A 23,449-nucleotide genomic window follows, 5' to 3' on the forward strand; every position below is an offset into this window, starting at 1 on the left:
TTTATATTGCGCCAATTAGCTTAGTTAAGCTAATGGGCGTTTTATATTGCGCCAATTAATATTCCCTGCCAGTAGCATTTCACGTAATGATAATACACGCGGAATACTGCGCTTTGAAAACTGCCATTGGTGGCCACAACATGCTGCTGCTAAACTTATTTTACTCGGTTTAATTAATTGCGCATTTTGTTCTTCAAGGCTCTCGCCTAAAAAATCAAACCACCCTAGTTCGTTGCAATGCAACTTATTTTCAGACACCTGATCAATGCTGTCTATTCTAAGGTGCAACTTGTCATATTGGTTTACCACAACAGGAACAATCAGCCCCACTTTGGCATGTGCATGAAAAAAAAGTTCATTAGCTTGTTTATTTACATCGGGTGGTGTTGCTTTTTGTTTTTCAAGCCACGAGCCATTTTGTGCATCAAGCGTAAAAGGTGAATGCCCGTTTACTACAAGCGATGCAGCTCGTTCAATGTAATAAGGCAAACTTTTTAACTGCCTACGCAGCTTATCGGCATTAGGCTCAGCAACTAACCGCTGAACTTCTCGCTGATAAAATGCATTGCACAACTGCGCATAGAGCGCTTTTTGCGCATCAGTTTGCCAAATTTCAACTTGCTGCTGTTCACCAAGTGACTGATTTTTCGCGACCAATTGTTCTACTCAAAAACATTCAGATAACTGTTTTATAACACAGTACTGAATAGTTTTTAAGCATGCATAATAAATTAAGCGCTTGGCTTTTCACCTAACTTAGCTTTACCCGACTCTAAAAATTGCACAACACTGTTGCGTTTTTTACCAATCAGTAAACTGCCATCGGCTAAAAACATAAAATTTTGCCAATTACGTTTAAATACATCAAACGACGTCTCAATAATATTGTCGCGTGCCATACAAAAATACACCGTGGTATTTGCTTCCCATCCTAAAAATTCTAAAATTTCTTGAGGTGGTAAAGCATCGCCATTTTCCCAAGCAGCTTCCCAGTTAACTTCACCACTAAAGCTTTTATCTTGGCCGCACCACATACTGTCATCAAAAAAATCGGGGTGGTCAAACTCACGGCTTACCATTGTGCTCCAAAGCACCGCTGCGCGCTCGTCACTCATTGGTTTTATTTTAACTGCGTCATCGCTTGATACCGGAATATCTTTATGGCGAAAAACCCACGCCTTTTTGTAATCATCTAACGAAATATAGTTCATAATATTGGCAAATTAGTTAGCATTCAAAGTGCAAACGTAAATTATACAAGAGATCAAAACATGACTACAGCAATAAAACCACTTTCACTCAAATCAGGTTTATATCAACACTACAAAGGCCCACAGTACAAAGTTTTATATCAAGCAACCCATAGCGAAACAGACGAGCAACTAGTTATTTACCAGGCCTTGTACGGTGAATTTGGTATTTGGGCACGGCCACTTAGTATGTTTTTAGAAACCGTTGAAAAAGAGGGTAAAACTATACCTCGTTTTGCCTACCTTGGACCTGCAGATTAACTGTGGCATTATAAGCCCATTCAATACTGCTCAGACCAGACAAGGGTAACCCGTGCAATTTAATTCTACTGACAATTACATCGCAAGCAGCTCACTAAAACAGGCTGTAAACGCCGCCATTATGCTCGAAAAACCATTATTAATTAAAGGTGAACCAGGCACGGGTAAAACCATGCTGGCCGAAGAGCTTGCAAAAAGTTTAGATACCGAGCTTATTCAGTGGCACATTAAATCGACCACCAAAGCGCAGCAAGGTTTGTACGAATACGATGCCGTATCGCGCCTGCGCGACAGCCAACTCGGTGACGAACGCGTACACAACATTGGCAACTACATTGTTAAAGGTAAACTGTGGCAAGCGTTTAACTATGCCGAGCTTAACGGTAAACGCCCTGTACTTTTAATTGATGAAATAGATAAAGCCGACATTGAGTTTCCAAACGATTTACTACTCGAACTCGATAAAATGGAGTTTCATGTTTACGAAACCAACGAGCGCATTGTAGCCAAAGAGCGCCCTATTGTGATCATCACTTCAAACAATGAAAAAGAATTGCCCGATGCCTTTTTACGCCGCTGCTTTTTTCATTATATTGATTTTCCAAGTAGTGACGAAATGCAGCAAATTATTGACGTACACTACCCCAATGTTAAACAAGATTTAGTGCGCCAAGCGCTAGAGGTATTTTTTAACTTACGTGAAGCCAACGGCCTTAAAAAGAAGCCCTCCACCAGCGAATTACTCGATTGGTTAAAGCTTTTAATGGCAGAAGACATAGACGCAAAAACCCTACACGACAAAACCCAAAAAGGCGGTTTAATGCCAATGTTTGGCGCGCTACTTAAAAACGAGCAAGACATAAGCCTAATCGAAAAACTCGCGTTTATGAGTCGTCGCTAATATGCTGGTACAGTTTTTTTTCACGCTGCGCAAATACCGCCTGCCGGTGAGCCTGCGCGAGCTACTCGATTTAATTAACGCCTTAAAAAAAGGCGTTATATTTGCCGACGTAGACGCCTTTTACCATTTAGCGCGCACTATAATGGTAAAAGACGAAACCCATTTTGATAGGTTCGATAAAGCCTTTAGCGACTACTTTAGCGGTATTGCCGACTTAGACCTACTCGAGAGCTTAAAGCAGCAACACAATTTACCTGAAGATTGGTTGCGTAAAGAGTTTGAAAAGCACCTAAGCGATGAAGAAAAAGCCCAACTAAAAGCCATGGGCGGGCTCGACGAGCTAATGAAAACCCTAAAAGAGCGTTTAGAAGAACAGCAAAAACGCCACGCTGGTGGCAATAAATGGGTCGGCACTGGCGGCACATCGCCTTTTGGTGCCTACGGCTATAACCCAGAAGGCGTGCGTATAGGGCAAGACGGTAACCGCAATCGTCAAGCAGTAAAAGTGTGGGATAAACGCGAATACCGCAATTTAGACTCAGATCGCGAAATTGGCTCTCGTACTATTAAACTCGCCCTTAAAAAACTACGTAAATTTGCCCGTACTGGCGCAAGCGACACCCTAGATTTAAACGAGACCATTCGCGCGACAGCAAAGCAAGGCGGCATGCTAGATGTAAAAATGGCACCCGAACGTCACAATGCCGTAAAAGTATTGATGCTATTTGATATTGGCGGCTCAATGGATGACTACATTCATACCTGCGAAGAGCTATTTAGCGCCGCCCACGGTGAATTTAAACACCTAGAGTTTTACTACTTTCATAACTGTTTATACGAACACGTATGGCAAGACAATGCGCGGCGCCATTCAAACGTTATTGACACCATGACGCTGATTAATAAATTTACCAGCGACTATAAAGTGATATTCGTGGGTGATGCCACTATGGGCCCATACGAAATAGCTTATGCGGGCGGCTCGGTAGAACATTACAATGAAGAGCCCGGCAGTGCATGGTTGCAACGTATAACAAATCACTTTGATAAAGTCGCGTGGCTCAACCCACAACCCGTTGAACACTGGCCGTACTATCAATCAATTGGCTTTATAAAAGAGCTGATGGATAACAGAATGTACCCGCTGAGTTTGGATGGAATAAGTAAAGCGATAAAAGAGCTGAGTTGATACTAAGTATTAGAGTCGTATGAGGTTAAAATAACCTCCAGAACGTCAAAATAATGCTTTGAATTTTCTAAATTATTAATCCAAACATTGTTCTTACCTTAAAGGTAGACTTGTTAAGCCTGTTCGATTTCAGACTACTTATTGCATATTCAGCACCTTACGGAGATTAATGCAGCATGGCCTTAAAAAGCCACACTACTTAACTAAAAGCTATTCCTTATAAGGTTACTCGATAGATCTCATTCCTACCTTTTACACTTGATACGACGACCTCTTTAACTTCAGCATTTAATTGGCCACTATTATTACAGCCGACAAATTCAAAAGTGTAATTTATATCTATATAGGCTGTACCTATATCTGGATAAATTCCAAACGTCTTATAAAAATCAACTTTCCTTGTATCAAAATAAAAATCCCCATCTTTAGATAGAACTGGGGACTCTATATTGTCAAACCATTTTTTTGTATTAAAACCGACGCCCATTAGTTTGTTAGTATAAGTTTCTCTAGAAAAAAACCGCCCTCCGTATTGAGCTGATCGGCTAGAATAATCCATATTATCATAATCATTTATTACATAAATAGATCGATTTCTTCTTAGTTGACTCCCAAAAGCCTCCAGAGCAACCTTATCCCTTTTTGTAATACCTCTATGGTCTCTATATTTGCCTGCTCTCATCCACCCAATCGGAAGCTCTGGTGAGAACCAATGATCATACGTATTAAAAACTATATTGTCGGGTACCGCACTTAATTCTACAATATTTTTCCCTGTTACGGAGCCGCCTTTGTAAAAAACCATTAGGCCCGTTTTTTCGTCATACCCCGAAAAAGCTGCAGGTTGTGATATTTTAAATTGCTTACCATCTACATTGGATTTCATTTTTTTTCGTTTTTCTTGCCAATCATTCCATACTGACTCTTTAATAGCTTTCCTTTCCTCTGGAGATTGGGTCGCACTGTTTCCAACATATTTAGTTATAGCGTCATAAGATTGAGAGCAATATCCAACTGTACCAGAGTATATATCGTTAGCAGAAGGCTCTTCAGATGCTAGTAAAATAGACTCTAAACCGGTACTTTTACAACCGCCAAAAAAAAGAGTTGATGTAATAAGTGCCAGTAAATAGTTTTTTTTCATTATAATTATTCCTTTATAAAATATTTAAGTCGTTAAGAGGTCTAAAAATCGTGCAATTATATCTTTCTATACAGTGTTGTAGAAAAATATAAAACCCATCCACGGCGCAAAAACCTGCTTCTTTAGAATTAAAAACCACTTAACAATCAATATTATATAGAGAACAACCTACAATTCAATTATTAATACAGATAACCTCACCAATATCTAATGGGTGAACTCCATTGATATTGTGCGCGATAATGAATTAAAGTTATATATTTCGAGAGATAGCCATAATACTTTTAGTCACCATACTCAGAGAAAAATAAAAGAGGCGTTTGACTTACAAATCTAGATCAATTAATCGAGTTAAAATCTAATCAAAAGATAATTGATTTTCTAAAACTTGATGAATATGGGAAAAAGCCTTCAAGGATACTACAGAACATAGCTCGCATTCTTTAAAACCAAATTGAGTATAGAGCTTTTGTGCGGGCAAAAATGCCTTTGCTGTTCCAGTTTCTAAGCTTAACTTTTTGTAACCTCGCAGTGTTGCTTGCTCAATAATGTGCGTAAGTAGCTTAGCGGCTATACCTTGGCGTAAATAGTTGCTTGAGGTACGCATTGATTTAATTTCGCCATGTGTAGCATTGAGCGCTTTTAATGCGCCAACACCCGCCAAATTATTATCAATCCATAAGCTATAAAAGATTATATTGGGCTGAGTGAGTTTAGTTACATCCAGTACATGTACGCTCTCAGCAGGTGAGTGTTTTAGCATATCGTTATGATGCGCTTGTAGTAACTTTATAACGTGTGGGTTTGAAAGCTCACCTGTTCTAATATCCATTTATGCCTCATTTAAATTTTAGGCTTTAGGGCTTTAACTAATGCACTTAAGTAAAGCCCTTAAGTAAATAGCGAAATTTAAGCTGCTAGTTTCCACACAACAAAGGCAGCAGCAAAACCAACTAAATACACTAGCCCTAACCACGTTAAGCTGCGTAATAGCACGCTGTGTTTAATGGCGGGCTCTGAACGCACTAGGCTAAAGTTAAGCCATGCAAAAACGGGGGTGGTTACAAAAGCAAGCGTCATGGCAAAGGTAAGCATGGGGCCAAGGGCTGATTTAAAAAATAAAATAACGGCCATACCTGCAAGTGCTTGCAGTACAAGCCAACTATTTAAACTGTGTTTTGATTGCTTAAAACCAAGTAATTTGTGTGACTCGTTAAGTGTGCGTGCGTAGCCGTCAAGTACAGTAAGTGTGGTGCCAAACATACATAAAAAAGCAATGGCTGATACAAGCGGCCTTGCCCACTCGCCTATTGTGAGTGCGTACATATCGATAAGTTGTTTAGCAAAGGCAACGCCGCCAAGTTCTATATTGCTGCTTTGCCCGTATTGCACCAGCACGCCTAAGCTAAAAAACACTAATGCTAAGCACGCTGTTAACCAATACCCTACGTTAAAATCAAACAAGCCTTGGCTTTTAGTGACTGTTTGCTGGGCTTGTTTTTCTTTTAGCCAAAGCGAGCTAAGCGCTGATATTTCTATTGGTGCAGGCATCCAGCCCATTAACGCGACCATAAAGCTCAGCATAGCCAGCTCGTACGGTGATGGGCCAACATAATCAGCTGGCGCCATTGGGCCATTACTAAACGCAATAACCAGTGCAATAACTGTAGCTAACGTTAATAGCCCCATTATGCCTTTAGCAACGCTATCGAGCGCTTTAAAGTGCCCTAATAATAATATAGCTAAGCATACACCGAGCAATATCCAACATAGCAGCGTTACTTCTATCACTATTGGCAACGCATAATGCAGTAAACTTGCTGTGAGCAGTAATACACCAGCGGTATTTACTATGGCGGCAAGTATGTTTAGGCCTATAAAGCTATAAAAATAAACGGGCCCTTTGTTTTTATAGCCTTCTACTAAGCTATTCTTAGTGGTTAAGGTGTATTCCATACCAAAACGAAAAAAAGGATATTTTAATACGTTTACCGCCAATATAAGCCAAAAAAGTTGCCAACCAAATAATGCGCCTGCTTGAGTTGATGCAACTAAGTGTGAGCCTCCAATTGCGGCGGTGGCCATTAAAATACCCGGGCCAAGGGCGCCTATGCGAGATTTCCATATTGCTTGTGTTTGTTGCATTAATTTCTCAAATTGTGTGTGTTATGCGCTCTTTTTACTAATTTATTCAATTAATAATCTGCAAGAGCGAATAACTTACCTAAATTACAGGCAATAAAAAAGAGCCTAAAGGCTCTTTTTTATGTAACATTTTGACCGTTTATTTAAGATCCATCTCTTGGATGATCTCATGTGCTATTTCTGGTGTTGTACTAACAGGCTTTTCGTGTAAGTTTGCTTTTATTTGGCCTTTTCGATGTTTTAGTGCTGCATCGAGTTTTTTAGCTGCGCTTGCAATAGCTGGGTACATTACTTCGTTTTCCCCTTTTACTGATATTCGCGCACCTTCGTAGTTAGTGCTAATTTCTGCTTGGATTTTATGATGCTCTTTAGACAAAATCATATCGAGAGAAATAAGTGATGGAAAATGGCTCTCAATTTTAGAAAATTTTTCGTTGATGTGCTCTCTAATAGAGTCAGTAACTTCAACATGGTGACCAGAAAGATTAATTTTCATAGGGTATCCTTTTATTTGTTACCTCATAAATAGTATTGGGGGCTATTTAGATTAACACAAGGAAAAAAGAGAGATTTTTGAGGTTTATTTACTCGTTTATCTGATTTAAATCATAGGTTGCGCAAACTTTATGCAAAGCCCATAAGGTATGGGCTTTCAGACGTCTAGCGTTTAGTCTGTGTAAGAACAGCAGTAATCGGCAAAGTCTGTTACTTTTACTTTAAAGCTTACGTTAGCATCTACATTAAACGATTCGCCCGCGTTAAATGTTTTCCACTCACTCTCGCCTGGTAATAAAATATCCCACTGACCACCTAACAACTCCATGAGTTCTTTTTTACTAGTATCAAATACAAATTCACCCGGCTGCATAAAGCCTAGTGTTTTAGTTGTTCCATCGCTAAACACAACCGTACGGCTCGATACTTTACCGTCAAAATACACGTTTGCTTTTTTAACTACACTTACATTTTCAAACTGAGACATTTTAGCTCCTGCTATTAATTTAAGATTTTTGTTTATAAATTTTATCGCACTACCTTGCCTGATAGCTCACTTTCTTGCAAGAAAAGCGATACGGGGTAAGGTGAAGTTGTTTCATACAAGGCATAAAAAAACCCGCAAACATATGCGGGTTCTTAAATTGCTTAACTTACTTAATCAAAACGATTAAAAAAGTGCGTTTGCTTTACTTACAATGTTTTCTACTGTGAAGCCAAAGTGTTCAAATAGCTCGTTAGCTGGTGCAGACTCACCAAAAGTAGTCATACCCACTACTGCGCCATTTAGGCCTACGTATTTGTACCAGTAATCTGCAATACCCGCTTCTACCGCTACGCGGCGTGAAACAGAGGCTGGTAATACGCTTTCTTTGTACTCAGGCGATTGATCTTCAAACGCATCAGTACATGGCATAGATACAACACGTACCTTTTTACCTTGGCTGCGTAATTCAGTAGCTGAATCTTGTGCCAATTGCACCTCAGAGCCTGTTGCAATAATAATTAGCTCAGGGTTGCCATCACAGCTTAGAATGTAACCACCCTTTTTAACATCGCTTAATTGTTGTGCGTCACGCGCTTGTTGCTCTAAGCCTTGGCGTGTAAATATTAACGATGTAGGACCATCTTTACGTTCAATAGCTTGTTGCCATGCAATTGCCGACTCAACTTGGTCACACGGGCGCCAGTTATACAAGTTAGGCGTTAAACGCATGCTGGCAATTTGCTCTACTGGTTGGTGAGTTGGACCATCTTCACCTAGGCCGATTGAATCGTGCGTGTATACAAAAATGCTTGGTTGCTTCATTAATGCAGCCATACGCACTGCGTTGCGTGCGTACTCCATAAACATTAAGAACGTTGCACCATATGGAATAAACCCTTTATGAAGCGCAATACCGTTCATAATTGCCGACATACCAAACTCACGTACACCATAGTAAACGTAGTTTCCGCTTGCATCGTCAGCAGTTAGGCCTTTAGAGCCATCCCAAATTGTTAAGTTTGAACCTGCTAAATCGGCAGAGCCACCCATAAATTCTGGTAATAATGGACCAAATGCATTTAATGCATTTTGTGACGCTTTACGTGACGCCGGGTTTGCTGGGTTTGCTTGTAACTCTTCAATATACGCTTGAGACTTTTCAGCCCAATCCGCAGGTAAATCTGAATTTGTACGGCGTTTGTATTCAGCGGCAAGCTCTGGGTGTGCTTTTGCATAGGCTGCAAACTTTTCGTCCCAGCTTGATTCAAGCTCTTGGCCTTTAGCTTTTCCATCCCACTGTGCGTAAATGTCTTCAGGGATTTCAAAGGCATCGCCCGTCCAACCTAAAAACTCACGAGACGCTTTAATTTCGTCATCGCCAAGTGGTGCACCGTGACAGTCGTGGCTACCTGATTTATTAGGCGAACCGTAACCAATAATTGTTTTACAACAAATTAGCGTTGGTTTATCAGTAACGCTTTTTGCTTCTGCTATCGCAGCACTTACCGCATCGCTGTCGTGACCATCAACGCCGCTTATTACGTGCCAACCATACGCTTTAAAACGTGCTGGTGTGTCATCGCTAAACCAACCTTCAACTTCACCATCAATAGAAATACCGTTGTCGTCCCAAAAAGCAACTAACTTACCTAGGCCTAATGTGCCGGCAAGTGAACAGGCTTCATGCGAAATACCTTCCATTAAACAACCGTCGCCCATAAATGCGTAGGTATGGTGATCGACAATATCGTGCCCTTCACGGTTAAATTGTGCCGCAAGCGCTTTTTCAGCAATTGCCATACCTACCGCATTTGTGATCCCTTGACCTAATGGGCCCGTAGTAGTCTCGATACCTGGCGCATAACCATATTCTGGGTGACCTGGTGTTTTAGAGTGCATTTGACGGAAGTTTTTAATTTCGTCCAGCGGTAAATCATAACCACTTAAGTGCAATAAAGAATAGATAAGCATTGAACCGTGGCCGTTTGAAAGAATAAATCGATCTCGGTCTGCCCACTCTGGATTTGATGGATTATGTTTTAGATAATCGCGCCATAATACTTCTGCGATATCAGCCATGCCCATAGGGGCTCCAGGGTGACCAGATTTGGCCTTTTGTACTGCGTCCATTGACAAGACGCGAATAGCATTTGCAAGTTCTTTGCGAGATGGCATGAATTCTCCTACCTTATATATGTATTTGCGCGGGTATTTATGTGTTCGTTTATGTACTCAAATTATATGAGCACTGTTATAGCGACCATTCTTACTTATTGTGGGGGCTGTGTGCAATTAAAAACCCTATAAAAATGAGGTATTATGAATATTTTTTAAGACCATAATGTCATAACTAATTTTATTTAGACGTCTAGGCGTAAAAACACTATGCAAGGTGTTTTGTTTTAGATAAAATACGCCCCTTAATTTTTTAGCGCTAATACCGACGTTTGTGAAGCGCAATATTTGTGAGCAGAAATACAATGGCAAAACATTTATTTACTTCTGAATCTGTTTCTGAAGGTCATCCGGATAAAATCGCCGACCAAATCTCTGATGCGGTTCTTGATGCAATCCTAGAGCAAGACTCTCATGCCCGCGTTGCGTGCGAAACATACGTGAAAACTGGTATGGTTATGGTTGGTGGTGAAATCACGACTAGCGCATGGGTTGATATAGAAGAGATTACACGTAAAACAGTACGTGAAATTGGCTACACGCATTCAGACATGGGTTTTGATGCAGACTCGTGTGCAATTTTAAACACCATTGGTAAACAGTCTCCAGACATTAACCAAGGTGTTGATCGCACTAGCCCAGAAGAACAAGGCGCTGGTGACCAAGGTTTAATGTTTGGTTATGCATGTAACGAAACCGAAGTGTTAATGCCTGCACCTATCACGTATTCTCACCGTTTAGTTCAACGTCAAGCGCAAGTACGTAAAAGCGGCGAGCTTAACTGGTTACGTCCAGATGCAAAATCTCAAGTTACTTTTGCATACGAAAATGGCAAGCCAGTTGGTATTGACGCAGTTGTTCTGTCAACTCAGCACAGCGAAGATATCTCACAAAATGACTTAGTTGAAGCAGTGATGGAAACAATCATCAAGCCAGTACTTCCTGCTGAACTAATCACAAGCGCAACTAAATTTTTCATTAACCCAACAGGTCGCTTTGTAATTGGTGGACCAATGGGTGATTGTGGTTTAACTGGTCGTAAAATCATCGTTGATACATACGGCGGCATGGCCCGTCATGGTGGTGGTGCTTTCTCTGGTAAAGATCCATCAAAAGTTGACCGCTCAGCTGCATACGCTGCACGTTACGTGGCTAAAAACGTAGTAGCTGCTGGCCTTGCTGATAAGTGTGAATTACAAGTGTCTTACGCTATTGGTGTTGCAGAGCCTACTTCAATCAGTGTTGAAACGTTTGGAACTGGTAAGTTAGAAGAAGCACGTTTAATCGAACTAATTCGCGAGCACTTTGACTTACGCCCATACGGCTTAATTCAAATGCTTGATTTAGAGCGCCCTATCTACCTTCCTACTGCAGCTTACGGCCATTTTGGCCGTGACGAATTCCCGTGGGAACGCACAGATAAAGCTGAAGCACTTCGCGCAGCTTCAGGTCTTTAAGAGCAAAGCAATAAAAAAACGGTCCTTTTAAGGGCCGTTTTTTATAGCTTCTTATTTTGTTTAACACTGCTAATTTATGGTTATACAAATAACTATTAATTGGTCCTCGAACTTTTTTATACTTTAGGTATATACTCATTAAATTATAAAGCTTTAGGGATATTTAAATGACCGATAATTTTCGCGTTATGTTTGCTGGACTCGCTGATAACGTTGACACAAAAACAGCGTGTACAAACCTAGCGGCAAAACTAAAGATCTCAGAAGAAAAAGTAGCCTTATTTTTTAATGGTAAGCCTTTATTTGCGCCTAGCGATAAAAACAAAGCGTTAAAACAAGCTAAGCTACTTGTGGGTTTGGGCATTAAAAGTAAACTTCAAGCGGTATCAACAAGTACAGAAAAAGCCACTCAAACGGTAAGTGATAGCCAGCGAGATGAACGCATTTTTGATGCGTTAGACTACATAACTAGCAGCTTAATTAGGTTAGAAGAAAAACTCGAAGACTTAGAACAGCGCCTACCCGAAAACCAAACAAAAAACCCTGAAGTAGATGAAGACGAATGGCAAGATGAAGAGCTATTGCTTGAAGATGAGCTAATAACTCAGCCTAAAAAACGCAGTAATGCATTGCTTTATTCGTTAATTGCTACGGTTGTTACGTTGCTTATTATACTTGCGGTGTACTTGGCATTTCCTGATCTGGTTTCTTTTTAACTAAGTAGTAAGTTTAAAAAATGAGCGAATCACGCGCCCAAATAAGAAAATCTATTCGCGAATTACGTAATAATCTGTCTAGTGAACAGCAAAATTTAGCATCTCAATCATTAAGTATGAATTTTATTCAATACTTAAAATCAAAAAAAACAGCTGAAAGTCAGCATATCGCCATTTATTTAAGTAATGACGGAGAACTTGGTACCTCCTTGTTAATTAAAGAATTATGGAACTTAAATCACGTTATTTACCTACCAGTAATACACCCATTTAATGGCGCCACCTTATTGTTTCAGCGCTATGAGAAAAACTCACCCATGAGGGCAAATCGCTATGGTATCTTTGAACCTAAGCTAAATTGCAGTCAAATATGCCCTTTACCCAAGCTTGACTACTTACTTATGCCGTTAGTTGCATTCGATAACCAAGGTAATCGCTTAGGAATGGGGGGTGGGTTTTACGATAGAACGTTGGCTCGTTTACATGATGAAAACTGGCAAAAACCGCAACTTATAGGCCTTGCACATGAGTGCCAAAAAGTTGATTTATTACCAGTAGAATCATGGGACGTACCACTTAAAACTATAATAACACCGAGCAAAAATTACTGCTGGTGATGTGATTATTCACATGCTTACAGCACACGTTTGACATACAAGAGCACAAAATAATGACACAAGATGAATTAAAAAAAGCAGCCGCATGGGCTGCACTCGAGTTTGTAAAAGAAAACACCATAGTAGGTGTAGGCACAGGCTCAACCGTTAATCACTTTATTGATGCCCTTGGCACCGTTAAAGATACCTTGGTAGGCGCTGTATCAAGCTCTGAAGCCTCAACTGCACGTTTAAAAGAACTCGGCATTGAAGTATTTGAGCTAAACGAGGTAGATACACTCGATGTTTACGTCGATGGCGCGGATGAAATTAACGCCCTAAACGAAATGATCAAAGGCGGTGGTGCAGCACTTACCCGTGAAAAAATTGTGGCTGCAGTTGCTAAGCAGTTTGTGTGTATTGTTGACGACACAAAACTAGTAGACACATTGGGTGACTTCCCACTTCCAGTTGAAGTTATTCCAATGGCGCGCAGTTACGTAGCACGTGAATTATTGAAATTAGGCGGCGATCCAGTCTATCGCCAAGGTGTAGTTACCGATAACGGTAACGTTATTTTAGACGTATATAATTTAAACATTACCAATGCTAAACAACTTGAAACAGATATAAATCAAATTGTTGGCGTAGTTACCAATGGCCTATTTGCGATGCGTGGTGCTGATAAAGTAATTATCGGCACTAAAAATGGGCCTCAAATTAAATAGGATGAGGTTATGAGTAAGGTATCGTTAGCAAAAGACAAAATTAAAATTCTCTTGCTTGAAGGTGTGCACCAAAGCGCAGTTGAAACGCTAAAACGAAATGGTTACAGCAATATAGACTACGTTAAAACATCGCTGCCTGAAGACGAGCTAAAAGAGCGTATAAAAGACGCGCACTTTGTAGGTCTGCGTTCTCGTACTCATATTAATGAAGCTGTTTTAAATGCAGCGGAAAAGCTAATTGCTATAGGCTGTTTTTGTATTGGTACTAACCAAGTTGACTTAAATAGTGCTCGCCAGCGTGGTATTGCAGTATTTAACGCCCCATTTTCTAATACTCGCTCTGTTGCAGAGCTAGTACTTGGCGAAATTTTGCTTTTACTACGCGGGATCCCTGAGCGCAATGCTGCTGCCCACCGTGGTGAGTGGTTAAAAACAGCAACAGGCTCGTTTGAAGCTCGTGGTAAAACCTTGGGTATTATTGGCTATGGCCATATTGGTACGCAACTCGGTATCATGGCTGAAAACATTGGTATGAACGTCGAGTTTTACGACATTGAAGATAAGCTAACACTCGGTAATGCAAAACAAGTGCATAACTTGACTCAGCTACTTCAGCGATCTGACGTAATTAGTTTGCATGTGCCAGAAACACCGCAAACTAAAAACTTAATTGGTTCAGCTGAACTTGCAGTAATGAAACAAGGCGCTATTTTAATTAACGCCTCGCGCGGCACGGTAGTTGATATTGACGCCCTTGCAGAAGCACTTACTGAGAAAAAGCTAAGCGGTGCAGCAATCGATGTTTTCCCTGTTGAACCTAAATCTAACGATGAAGAATTTATCTCGCCACTACGTGATTTTGATAACGTTATTTTAACCCCGCATATTGGTGGTTCAACACAAGAAGCCCAAGAAAATATTGGTATTGAAGTGGCAGGTAAATTAGCTAAATATTCAGATAACGGCTCAACAATTACGGCTGTTAACTTCCCTGAGGTATCTCTGCCAGAGCTTGCTAACCGCAGCCGCTTATTACACGTTCATCACAACCGCCCTGGTGTACTTACGCAAATTAACCAAGCGTTTGCGCAGCACGGTATCAATATAGCGGCTCAGTACTTACAAACTGATGAAGCAATTGGCTACGTGGTTATTGACGTTGATACCGACCACTCTGAAGTAGCACTAAAAGAGCTAAGTGCGGTTGAGGGAACAATTAGAGCGCGTATTCTTCACTAAACATTATCTATAATAAAAGCCGCATTTGATTAAACAAGTGCGGCTTTTTAAATTATGATTTAACAACTTATCGTGATTAGTCGCCCTTAACTTCTAAATTTATAAACTTAACCAGTTCTTCTGGCTTACCAGCTAGCATCATTAACTGCTGGTTAACTTCCATCATAGTTTGGCCTTCAGGTAGCTTTGCTGAAACAGTTAACGAATTTAAACCGCTGGCAAAGCTTGTTAACGCACTAGCAATTTCTTCCGTAATAGGCGCTTGCTCTAACTGCTGGGCTAGCATTGTTTGCATTTGCTCAATAGTCATACCTTGCTTTGAAAGCTCACTTTCAAATAACTCTTTAAGTTTCCCTTGGTTATTTATGACAAAGCTTGCGTTACGTGGTTCAAGTTTGCTCATTGCTTGCATCATACGTGTTTGTTGTTGCAGCTGCTGCTCATAAGTTAGAGGGGTATCGCCCGCTTGCTTTTGCTCTTTGCTCATAGCAAGCGACGTATCCATAAGCGGTTTAGAATTAGCTAATCCTATATCCATATTAAAACTAATCACATCTTTAGCATTGAGCTTAACAACCATATCGCTCTCACCCGACTCTTCATTATAATCTAAAGATGAATGCAGGTTGTAACTTGCTGACGCTAATATTGCGTTTGTGTCAGCTGGCAGTGTGGCAATAAAGTCTTTACTCAGTGTCAGATTTTTTACATCAAGCGATGTATGCGGTGAAATTTTATCAGTTTCGTAGCCTTTAACTTCAATACTTTGAACGTTGGCAACACTCTCGCCCTCAGGGCTTATTACTTCCATGTTTGTAATTTCAACACTTTTTGAAATAACACTTGCTGATAAGCCAGCATATTTAAATGTTGCACCCGTTTGCTCACTCACCATGGCCAGCTGCTTGTCTACTTCAGCACGAACCTCTTGGGTTGCAACATAGTTAGCATAGCTAACGCCGCCAACACCTGCGGCAATAATCGCTGCTGCTATTATTAATTTTTTCATGTTATTTCCTTATTTTATTTTTTATAAAAATTGTACTTGCTTAAGAGTAACATTGCATAGCAACCGCTGTAAGCGTTAATTAATTAGGCTCAATAACTCATGTACCGTTTTTACTGGAGTTATTTTAGCGCCTAAGCCTTCCATTGATTTATGGTAATTACGAAACGGGATAAATATTTCTGTAAAGCCATGCTGCGCAGCTTCTTTGACTCGAGGTACACCGCTGTCTATTGGGCGGACATCGCCATTTAAGCTAAGCTCGCCCATAATACACGTTGTGCGTGGTACAACAAATTCATTCAAGCTACTAAGCAGTGCGGTAACGAGCGCTAAATCTATGCAAGTTTCTGACTCATCAATTTTTAAACCACCTACAATATTAAAAAAGGTGTCATGAAATATTTTAGTTTTTGTATGCTTGCGTAAAATACCGGTAAGCATTTTTATTCGGTTCATATTTAAACCCACACAGACGCGCTGTGGAAATTCAGCTTCGGTTTCTGTTGTTAAGCATTGTATTTCTAGTAATAAATTACGATTACCTTTACGGATACAGGTAATAGACGAACCCGGAGAGTCAGTTGTCGACCCCGACAAAAATATCTCGCTTGGGTTGTCTACACTTAACATTCCGCGTTCACACATTTTAAAAATACCGACCGTATCAATATCACCAAAACGGTTTTTATTGGCACGTAAGGTACGAATTTGTCCATCATTAGTGTCTATGTGTAATAGCGCGTCAACAATGTGTACTAAGGTTTGCGGGCCTGCTATTTCATTGTTTTTATTCACATGAGCAATAATAAACATAGTCACGTCATTTTGCTTACAATACTGGGTAAGCGCTTGAGCTGCGCTTTTAACTTGTGAAGGTGAGCCCGGACTACCATTTGCTGTATCGGTAACAACAGCCTGAATAGAGTCAATAACTGCAAACTTAATTTTATTTTTATCGAGCTCTTCAATAATGGTTTCAACGCTAGTTTCTGAGAGTAAATAAAGCTCGTCGGCGTCATAGTCTAGCTTTAAGCGGTTAACGCGATTTTTAAACTGCGACAAAGACTCTTCTGCTGTACAGTATAGAGATGGCATACGCTTTGACATTCTTGCGACTAAGTCAGATAAAAGCGTTGTTTTACCCGCACCCGGATCGCCCGAAATAATATTTACCGAGCCCGTAGTAACACCACCACTTAACACACGATCCAGCTCGCCTATATCAGTGAGTTGTTTTTCGGCTTCAACGGTCGCAATATCATTAATTTTTTTAGAACCACCACCAACTCCGCCGGCATAGCCGCCAACACTTGCTCTTGCTGCAGTTTTTTTGCTTTGCCCTGCTGAGGGTTTAAATTCAGCTAATGTGTTCCAAGCACCGCAGCGACATTGTCCCTGCCAACGTTGGTAATTCATGCCACACTCTGTACAAACAAACTCTACTTTTGCCGCTTTAGCCATTAATAACCTTATTTATTAATCATTGAATTTAAAAATACGTATTGTTTTGTTGTTATTTTGCCATTTCACCTATTTACATAGCAACATAGCTTGCCTGTGGAAATTTCTTAAGCCACAATCATTACCTAATTAACTGTTTTGCTTTTATATATCTTAGGGCACAGTTTTTGCTTTAAAATTGAATAAAAGTAACTTGCCAATAAAATGGCGCATAACACATAATAACAAAGACTAAATTGTAGTTACTCAAAAAATCGTACCTATATTAATAACATAGCATGATTTACGTTTATTGAATTTCTAATAAATGGATTTAATAGTATACCTACTTTTCAAAGAGACGGTGATGGTTTTATAAATGGCTGATGACATCATGCTCAAACACGAGTCCCTCGTGAATGAGCTAAAACAATATTTAGGCAACGCTAAGTTTGACCTAATTTTTAAATCAAAAACAGCAGAGCTTACAAAGCCTGAGCAGTTTTTGATTAAAATGGAAATGTCGCGCCTTTCTCAGCCTGTTGCGCGCTTTATCGATCTACGTGGTTTAGTTACAGGGCAAGTAAAACCTTACGAACACAACGGTAAACAGCACTTTATGGATGAAACGGCTATTGAAGTGTTTGAAAATGCTCTAAAACAGCATGGCGAATACACGCTTGCCGTCTATGAAGCGGTTATGAATACGGAAAATAATCACCGTGTAATGCAAAAAGAAGCCGCCGAAAAAGGGAATAAGCAAGAGCAAGAAGATTTACTAAATACCAATGTAATAAAGTTTGCATCTTACGAAAGCCGCGCAGAAGAAAGAATGAATTATTCAATTAAAGTAACAATTGAATATAACGATAACAAAAATATTAAGGCAAGTACCTCTGATATCTCTTTGAGTGGCTGTAAAATTAAGCTTGCAAAGCGAAATATAATTAGAAAAGGCCAACTAATAGCAATGCGTTTGGTGGGCCTAGAGCAAGACTTTGAACTAGGTTTAAAAAATGGTATTCAATATGAAGTGGTTGCCGTTGAGAATATTTCACGTGAATTCAACCATATTCGCTTAAAGCGAACTTATGTTGAGAATAATGAAGCCTTTGATAACTTTTTAGAAAGCTTTATCCACGGAAATAAACGCCGCTACAAAGTTAATTTAGATAACACGCTTGATGCCGTTGTATCTAAGGGGTATGAGCAATATTACATACCTCGAGTTACTTCGTTGTATGTGTTTTTGAGTAAAAAAGATGACCTGTATTATCCTAGCTTAAGCTTAACCACTGAAAACAATATTTTTATTCAGCGTTATTTTACCGATGAAAAAAGTGTACCTTGTTTATATAACATACTTAACCACAAACGTGTGTCGGAACTATTAACACAAACAACCGCAGTAAAAGAAGATTACCTGTATACATTTACTCACGTCTCATCAGGGAAAGTTTATTTTTACTCTGCAACACGAACCGAACTTAATAAAAACCCAAAACTTCGTGATTTATTCTTGGGATTTGGTAGCCAAAAAGAAAGCTGGCAGTGTTTTAAAATTCAAATAATGCCAAGTCATCCTGATGATGCATACATACCGCTTTCACTGCCTAACTCTGCGGGCAGTAATATTGAAAAACTCAATAAGCCGCCCTCCCCACGTGTTGAAGGACTAGTAAAAGACGTAAAATATATTGTGGTGCTAACCAGTATAGGTAACAGTGTTGAGCAAGCTCATTATAAAGCGCGAACTTACGATAAGGCACTTGTTAATCAGCTTAAGCTTTTTGGTCATGCAAAGCATAAAACAGCTCCCTATTTAGACATTGTTGCGCTCGAGTATGTAAATTTACGTTCTCATAAGCGCTATTTATATAAAACCGACGTTAAATTGCATATAAATGATACGGTGCTTAACGGGCATACTCGTGATTTTTCAGTTATGGGACTGCAGCTAGAGTGCGATCAGCCTGTTAACTTTAAAAAAGGCGATATCGTCCTTTTAACATTTCCTGAGTTACAAAAAATAACTAAAAAACATAAATTGGGCGAGCTCAAATATGAAGTTATGGCCATTAGTAAATCACTGACCACCGTTAATTTAAAAGCAAATAGAGTGGCTGATTTACCTCATGCAGGCGTTAGCTTTTTTACGCAGTTAATTGAAAATAACAAAAATAAATTAAAAGTAAGCGAAGAAGCGCCTAAAATAGAAGGGCTTTCAACCGCATTAAGAAACATGGTCACTAAAAGTGTTTGCCAATTCCCGCTGTATTTACATAAAGAAGCGGCACATTTTAAAGTGGGCGCAATTGGCTACGGTCTTTATTCAAACCCGCTGCATGTACTTTTGCAAAACTTTGGCTTACTTAGTAATAAAACAGATGTATCGAGTATATTAACAGACGAGCAAATTTTAAATGTGATCACCCCAAATATAAAAGATCGCAGCAGGCAAGACCCACCGCTTGCGTTTACGCTCGCAATCAATTTTGATCCCCGTAAAGATAAAGCCACCGATGCAATCCAAAGTCAGTGCATACTCGGTGAAGATTACAGCAGTTTTAACGAACAAATTAGCAAAGGGATTAAATCCGAAATTATATTTGTTATGCGTTTATATATTTCACGTACCGGTCGCCCAGATACAGACTACCTCTCTAACGAGCTTAGCTATGTTAGCCAATACGCTCTGCATAAAGCCAAAGAGTTAGAAGAAGCTTTATGGTCTGTAACAGGTGTAGGTGATGTGGTTGATATTACCGAAGAAGCGTTGAGCCATTTTGAGTTCGATCAACAAAAGGTTGACCAAATGGGACGCAGGAAACTGATTTGGTTAAACCGCTCTCGCTAAGCGGTTTAACAGTCACTATTACTTTTTACCTAGCGGAATAGCTAACATATAAAGTAACTGTAATAACGAGCCTTTACAAATAGCGGCTTGCGCTTGTCCAACAACCTTAGGTTTACCATGTACTGCAACACCAAGGCCAGCTTTTGCCATCATAACAAGGTCGTTAGCGCCATCGCCAATCGCCACGGTTTGTGTTGTTTTGAGACCTAACTTAGCCTGCAAGGACTCTAAAATAATTGCCTTTTGCTGTGCATCTACAATAGTACCTAACACTTTACCTGTTAGCTTATCGTCTTCGAATTCAAGCACATTTGCATGTACTTCGTCTAAATCAATAAGCTGCTGAACACGCTCTGCAAATGGTACAAAACCACCAGAGGCAATAGCTAAATACCAATTGTGATGTTTTAATACTTGGCATAAAGCTTTTATGCCTGGCATAAGTGGTAAGGTACTTTTTAACTCATCTATAAGGCTTTTTTCAATACCTTTAAGCTTAGCGACTCGTTGATTTAAGCTTTCACTAAAATCAAGTTTACCCGCCATGGCAAGTGCAGTTACGGATGCTACATCATCATAAACATTTGCTAAGCGCCCTATTTCATCGATGCATTCAATAGTAATCGCTGTTGAATCCATATCCATCACTAGCAAGCCTGGCTCGTATAGGTTAGGCGGGGTATTAATTTGTACTAGTTGACATTCTAGTGTTTCTGAAAACGCTTTAAGCGTTAGTGGGTTGATAGATTGCATTGTATTTTGGGTATAAAAGCACAGTGCTGGTGATAACCCTAAGTCAGGTTGGTATTGGCAAAGCGCAGTAACCGTTTGCCCATGGTGAGCTAAAAACTGAATGAATGTATCTATACTCGTTGCATTAAAATCACCTGCAAACGCAATGCTAAATAACCCGTCTTGTGTATTTGGTACACCGTCAAACAGCGTAAAAACCCCATTTTTATGAGCAAACCATTGGTTAAGCGTTAACATTGATAATGATTGCTGTGAAATAAGCTGTGCCATGCTGATTTGCGACATGGGATCTCCGTGTTTATTTTTATTTACCTGATTTAAAAAAGTTGATGAAAATAGTGCTAAATTCGCCATCAGGGTCAGTTTAAGGTTATAGTAGTAGTTGTAACATCAAATCAAAATTCTGTCAGCAGCATATACGGTGACTATGAAAAATAACCATCTAAAAAATCCAATATCAGCATCACAAAAAAAGCGACTCTTGCGGTTATTGCTAGCTGCGGGCTGTTTTGTATTGCTTAGCTGGGTTGGTGTAAATAGTAGCTTTCAAAGTCATCAATTGTTGTACGATAGCGCCGATAACACGGCAAAAAGTTTAACCCAATTTATGGCATTAAATGTTAAAACGCCACTGATAGAAAAAAACAAACCCGAACTAAATGCGATATGTAACGATATAGCTAAAGACGAATTTGTACTTTCGGCTACCATTTATGATCATCAGGGCATTTTAGTTGCCAGTAGCGATAATTGGCAGTCGCACCACATTTTAGGTCAACTTCCAGAGTCGACTCCAGGAATAAGTAAACTAAAAACCCCTTTTGTAGAGCCTGTTATAAGTGATGATGACCGTCCTATTGGCTTTGTGTCTGTAACGTATCTAACGCGTGCAGCTATATCGAACAGCCACAGTCATTTTCACGATTTAGGTAGGCAAGTTTTATTAATGCTGGTTATTGCGTGTATTTTTACATGGCAATTAGGGCGTGGTTTAAAACGTTGGCAGGTAAACCGCTATATGCAAAAAACCTCTGAGCAAGATTTATAAAGCGCTTTAGCAAGTGCCTTTTTATCACTAATTTGTTTTAAACCACATAGTACGTTGAACACATTTGGAATGTGTAGCGGCGTATTAATTTCACCTTGATGCCCACTCAGTGGCATTGAGGGCGAGTCGGTTTCGAGCACTAAATGTTGTGGCTCAATTTGAGCAATAACATTACGGGTTTTTAATGCGCGCTCGTAAGTTATAATCCCACCTACACCTAGTTTAAAGCCCTGTTGAATATAATAGTGCGCTTGCTGTAGTGACCCCGAAAACGCATGTATCACCCCACCATATTTTGGCTTACAACGTTTAAACGATTGCGCAATTAAATCATGGCTTTGCCTATGGTGGATAATAAGTGGCAAATTTAGCTCATTAGCAATCGTTATTTGCTGCTCAAATAACCACGTTTGCTTTGTAAGGGCTTCAATGCTTCTATCAAGCCCACACTCACCTATTGCCACCAGCTGGTTAATGTTTGCTTTTGCAAAATCAAACAGCTGCGCAAGATGAGACTCTTTATGATCAGCTAAAAAGTAAGGATGAAGCCCTGCGGCTATATGCACGTGTGGGTATTTACTTTTAAACTCAATTAACTGTTTAGATTGCGCCAAACTAATACCTGGCACAATAAAGCGCTCAACGCCCTTTGCCACACACGCTTTTATAAGTGATTCGCGCTCTGCGTCAAACTCAGTAAAATCAAGGTGGCAGTGGGAGTCTATAAATTTCATAGCGTAAACCGCTTAAGGGTTTAAGCGTGTTATTTGCCAGCTATTATCATCCTGGCGCTGGTACATAAAGCGGTCGTGTAGACGGTGAGCGCCGCCTTGCCAAAACTCAATTTTAGTAGGCACTACACAGTACCCCCCCCAAAAGTCTGGCAATGGGATTTCACCTTTGGCAAACTTGCTTTTCATATTCGCAAAGGTTTCCATAAGTACTTTTCGCGACGACACGGGCCTGCTTTGTGCTGAAGCCCATGCGGCTAATTGGCTTTCTTTAGGGCGCGATAAAAAGTATTTTGCCACGGCAGATGTAGGCAGCGGTTTAGCCTCGCCGTACACAATTACTTGGCGCTCCATGTGGTGCCACGGAAAATGCAACGATATTTTATTATTACTTTTTAGCTCTTGTGCTTTACGAGAGCCCGTATTAGTAAAAAACACAAACCCATTATCATCAAGGTGTTTTAACAGCACAATACGCTGCGAAGGCTGCCCTGTTTCATCAACCGTTGCCACAACCATGGCCGTTGGGTCTGGAATATTACTACCCACTGCATGCTCAAGCCACGTTTCAAATTGTTTAAATGGGTCATCTTGCAACGTATCTTCGCTTAGCGCGTCTTGTAGGTATTCACGGCGGATATCTTCGAGTTTCATAAACAAATCCTTCTCTGTTTATTAAAGCGTATGTGGGTAAGTAAGGTCAGGCAATTAATCGTTATAAGAACAAAAATAAAAGTGTTTTGTTTAATGTTAGTTTAGTGTTGGGTTTCGTTTCACTCTACCCAACCTACGGTGCTATCAGCTATCAGCTATCAGCTATCAGCTATC

Annotated in this window: 23 protein-coding genes; 10 read left to right on the forward strand and 13 right to left on the reverse strand. The window is 40.0% G+C overall.

The annotated features are described in order from the left end of the window. Positions 1 to 24 precede the first annotated feature (24 nt). Together CWB62_RS01745 and CWB62_RS01750 are read right to left on the reverse strand one after the other, a co-directional pair. Positions 25 to 657: a hypothetical protein gene (locus tag CWB62_RS01745; RefSeq protein ID WP_138528873.1), complete on the reverse strand. Its 633-nt coding sequence runs from the start codon at positions 655 to 657 to the stop codon at positions 25 to 27. Positions 658 to 731: 74 nt separating this feature from the next. After that, positions 732 to 1,211 (reverse strand): DUF2947 domain-containing protein, encoded by a 480-nt coding sequence (locus CWB62_RS01750; protein WP_058550875.1) that lies wholly within the window; start codon positions 1,209 to 1,211, stop codon positions 732 to 734. 60 nt (positions 1,212 to 1,271) lie between these two features. Here CWB62_RS01750 and CWB62_RS01755 point away from each other — a divergent pair, with 60 nt between their 5' ends. The 3 genes from CWB62_RS01755 to CWB62_RS01765 are packed head-to-tail and all read left to right on the forward strand — an operon-like array spanning position 1,272 to position 3,601. After that, positions 1,272 to 1,511 (forward strand): DUF1653 domain-containing protein, encoded by a 240-nt coding sequence (locus CWB62_RS01755; RefSeq protein ID WP_138528875.1) that lies wholly within the window; start codon positions 1,272 to 1,274, stop codon positions 1,509 to 1,511. Between the two features lie 52 nt (positions 1,512 to 1,563). Then, on the forward strand, positions 1,564 to 2,412 hold the full coding sequence (locus tag CWB62_RS01760; protein WP_138528877.1) for an AAA family ATPase: 849 nt from the start codon (positions 1,564 to 1,566) through the stop codon (positions 2,410 to 2,412). Between the two features lies 1 nt (position 2,413). Continuing rightward, entirely contained in the window at positions 2,414 to 3,601 is a 1,188-nt protein-coding gene (locus CWB62_RS01765) for a vWA domain-containing protein (protein WP_138528879.1), read from the forward strand. A 217-nt stretch (positions 3,602 to 3,818) separates the two neighbouring features. On the opposite strand, the gene CWB62_RS01770 is transcribed toward CWB62_RS01765, so the two are convergent. From CWB62_RS01770 to tkt, 6 genes are all read right to left on the reverse strand, one after another. Next, entirely contained in the window at positions 3,819 to 4,745 is a 927-nt protein-coding gene (locus CWB62_RS01770; protein WP_138528881.1) for a hypothetical protein, read from the reverse strand. A 358-nt stretch (positions 4,746 to 5,103) separates the two neighbouring features. Next, on the reverse strand, positions 5,104 to 5,577 hold the full coding sequence (locus tag CWB62_RS01775) for a GNAT family N-acetyltransferase (protein WP_249310717.1): 474 nt from the start codon (positions 5,575 to 5,577) through the stop codon (positions 5,104 to 5,106). A gap of 77 nt (positions 5,578 to 5,654) precedes the next feature. Continuing rightward, positions 5,655 to 6,890 carry an NRAMP family divalent metal transporter gene (locus CWB62_RS01780; RefSeq protein ID WP_138528883.1) on the reverse strand — a complete coding sequence of 412 codons (1,236 nt, stop codon included), beginning with the start codon at positions 6,888 to 6,890 and terminating at the stop codon, positions 5,655 to 5,657. A 139-nt stretch (positions 6,891 to 7,029) separates the two neighbouring features. Beyond that, a complete protein-coding gene (hpf, locus tag CWB62_RS01785; protein WP_058403037.1) occupies positions 7,030 to 7,386 on the reverse strand; it encodes a ribosome hibernation-promoting factor, HPF/YfiA family in 357 nt (118 codons plus the stop codon). A 171-nt stretch (positions 7,387 to 7,557) separates the two neighbouring features. Beyond that, positions 7,558 to 7,872 (reverse strand): pyrimidine/purine nucleoside phosphorylase, encoded by a 315-nt coding sequence (gene ppnP / locus CWB62_RS01790; protein WP_058403038.1) that lies wholly within the window; start codon positions 7,870 to 7,872, stop codon positions 7,558 to 7,560. Between the two features lie 183 nt (positions 7,873 to 8,055). After that, positions 8,056 to 10,047, reverse strand: a complete 1,992-nt coding sequence (tkt, locus tag CWB62_RS01795; protein ID WP_138528885.1) for a transketolase — start codon at positions 10,045 to 10,047, stop codon at positions 8,056 to 8,058. Between the two features lie 305 nt (positions 10,048 to 10,352). On the opposite strand from tkt, the gene metK reads away from it, so the two are divergent. From metK to serA, 5 genes are all read left to right on the forward strand, one after another. Continuing rightward, positions 10,353 to 11,504 carry a methionine adenosyltransferase gene (metK, locus tag CWB62_RS01800; RefSeq protein ID WP_058403040.1) on the forward strand — a complete coding sequence of 384 codons (1,152 nt, stop codon included), beginning with the start codon at positions 10,353 to 10,355 and terminating at the stop codon, positions 11,502 to 11,504. Positions 11,505 to 11,671: 167 nt separating this feature from the next. Next, a complete protein-coding gene (locus CWB62_RS01805; RefSeq protein ID WP_138528887.1) occupies positions 11,672 to 12,220 on the forward strand; it encodes a hypothetical protein in 549 nt (182 codons plus the stop codon). 20 nt (positions 12,221 to 12,240) lie between these two features. Beyond that, complete coding sequence (locus CWB62_RS01810; protein WP_138528889.1) at positions 12,241 to 12,837, forward strand: 5-formyltetrahydrofolate cyclo-ligase; 597 nt, start codon at positions 12,241 to 12,243, stop codon at positions 12,835 to 12,837. Between the two features lie 53 nt (positions 12,838 to 12,890). Continuing rightward, complete coding sequence (rpiA, locus tag CWB62_RS01815; RefSeq protein ID WP_058403043.1) at positions 12,891 to 13,544, forward strand: ribose-5-phosphate isomerase RpiA; 654 nt, start codon at positions 12,891 to 12,893, stop codon at positions 13,542 to 13,544. Positions 13,545 to 13,553: 9 nt separating this feature from the next. Next, positions 13,554 to 14,783, forward strand: coding sequence for a phosphoglycerate dehydrogenase (serA, locus tag CWB62_RS01820; protein ID WP_058403044.1), 1,230 nt, complete (start codon positions 13,554 to 13,556; stop codon positions 14,781 to 14,783). A gap of 76 nt (positions 14,784 to 14,859) precedes the next feature. Here the strand turns inward: serA and CWB62_RS01825 are convergent, their stop codons facing one another. Together CWB62_RS01825 and radA are read right to left on the reverse strand one after the other, a co-directional pair. Beyond that, positions 14,860 to 15,792, reverse strand: coding sequence for an aq_1923 C-terminal domain (locus tag CWB62_RS01825; protein ID WP_138528891.1), 933 nt, complete (start codon positions 15,790 to 15,792; stop codon positions 14,860 to 14,862). 75 nt (positions 15,793 to 15,867) lie between these two features. Further along, positions 15,868 to 17,253, reverse strand: coding sequence for a DNA repair protein RadA (radA, locus tag CWB62_RS01830; protein ID WP_058403046.1), 1,386 nt, complete (start codon positions 17,251 to 17,253; stop codon positions 15,868 to 15,870). A 358-nt stretch (positions 17,254 to 17,611) separates the two neighbouring features. On the opposite strand from radA, the gene CWB62_RS01835 reads away from it, so the two are divergent. Then, a complete protein-coding gene (locus CWB62_RS01835; RefSeq protein WP_138528893.1) occupies positions 17,612 to 20,089 on the forward strand; it encodes a PilZ domain-containing protein in 2,478 nt (825 codons plus the stop codon). Between the two features lie 18 nt (positions 20,090 to 20,107). On the opposite strand, the gene serB is transcribed toward CWB62_RS01835, so the two are convergent. Further along, the gene (serB, locus tag CWB62_RS01840) at positions 20,108 to 21,127 is read right to left on the reverse strand and encodes a phosphoserine phosphatase SerB (RefSeq protein WP_138528895.1); all 1,020 of its coding nucleotides are present in this window, start codon (positions 21,125 to 21,127) and stop codon (positions 20,108 to 20,110) included. 142 nt (positions 21,128 to 21,269) lie between these two features. Between serB and CWB62_RS01845 the strand changes: the two genes are divergently transcribed. Further along, entirely contained in the window at positions 21,270 to 21,890 is a 621-nt protein-coding gene (locus CWB62_RS01845; protein ID WP_058403049.1) for an AhpA/YtjB family protein, read from the forward strand. On the opposite strand, the gene CWB62_RS01850 is transcribed toward CWB62_RS01845, so the two are convergent. Continuing rightward, complete coding sequence (locus CWB62_RS01850; protein WP_138528897.1) at positions 21,857 to 22,624, reverse strand: TatD family hydrolase; 768 nt, start codon at positions 22,622 to 22,624, stop codon at positions 21,857 to 21,859. The two genes, CWB62_RS01845 and CWB62_RS01850, sit on opposite strands and share 34 nt — an antisense overlap. 12 nt (positions 22,625 to 22,636) lie before the next feature. Continuing rightward, positions 22,637 to 23,275: a pyridoxamine 5'-phosphate oxidase gene (gene pdxH, locus CWB62_RS01855; protein WP_138528899.1), complete on the reverse strand. Its 639-nt coding sequence runs from the start codon at positions 23,273 to 23,275 to the stop codon at positions 22,637 to 22,639. Positions 23,276 to 23,449: the final 174 nt, after the last annotated feature.

This window comes from Pseudoalteromonas sp. S408 (assembly GCF_005886645.1).
In the GTDB taxonomy this organism is placed as follows: domain Bacteria; phylum Pseudomonadota; class Gammaproteobacteria; order Enterobacterales; family Alteromonadaceae; genus Pseudoalteromonas.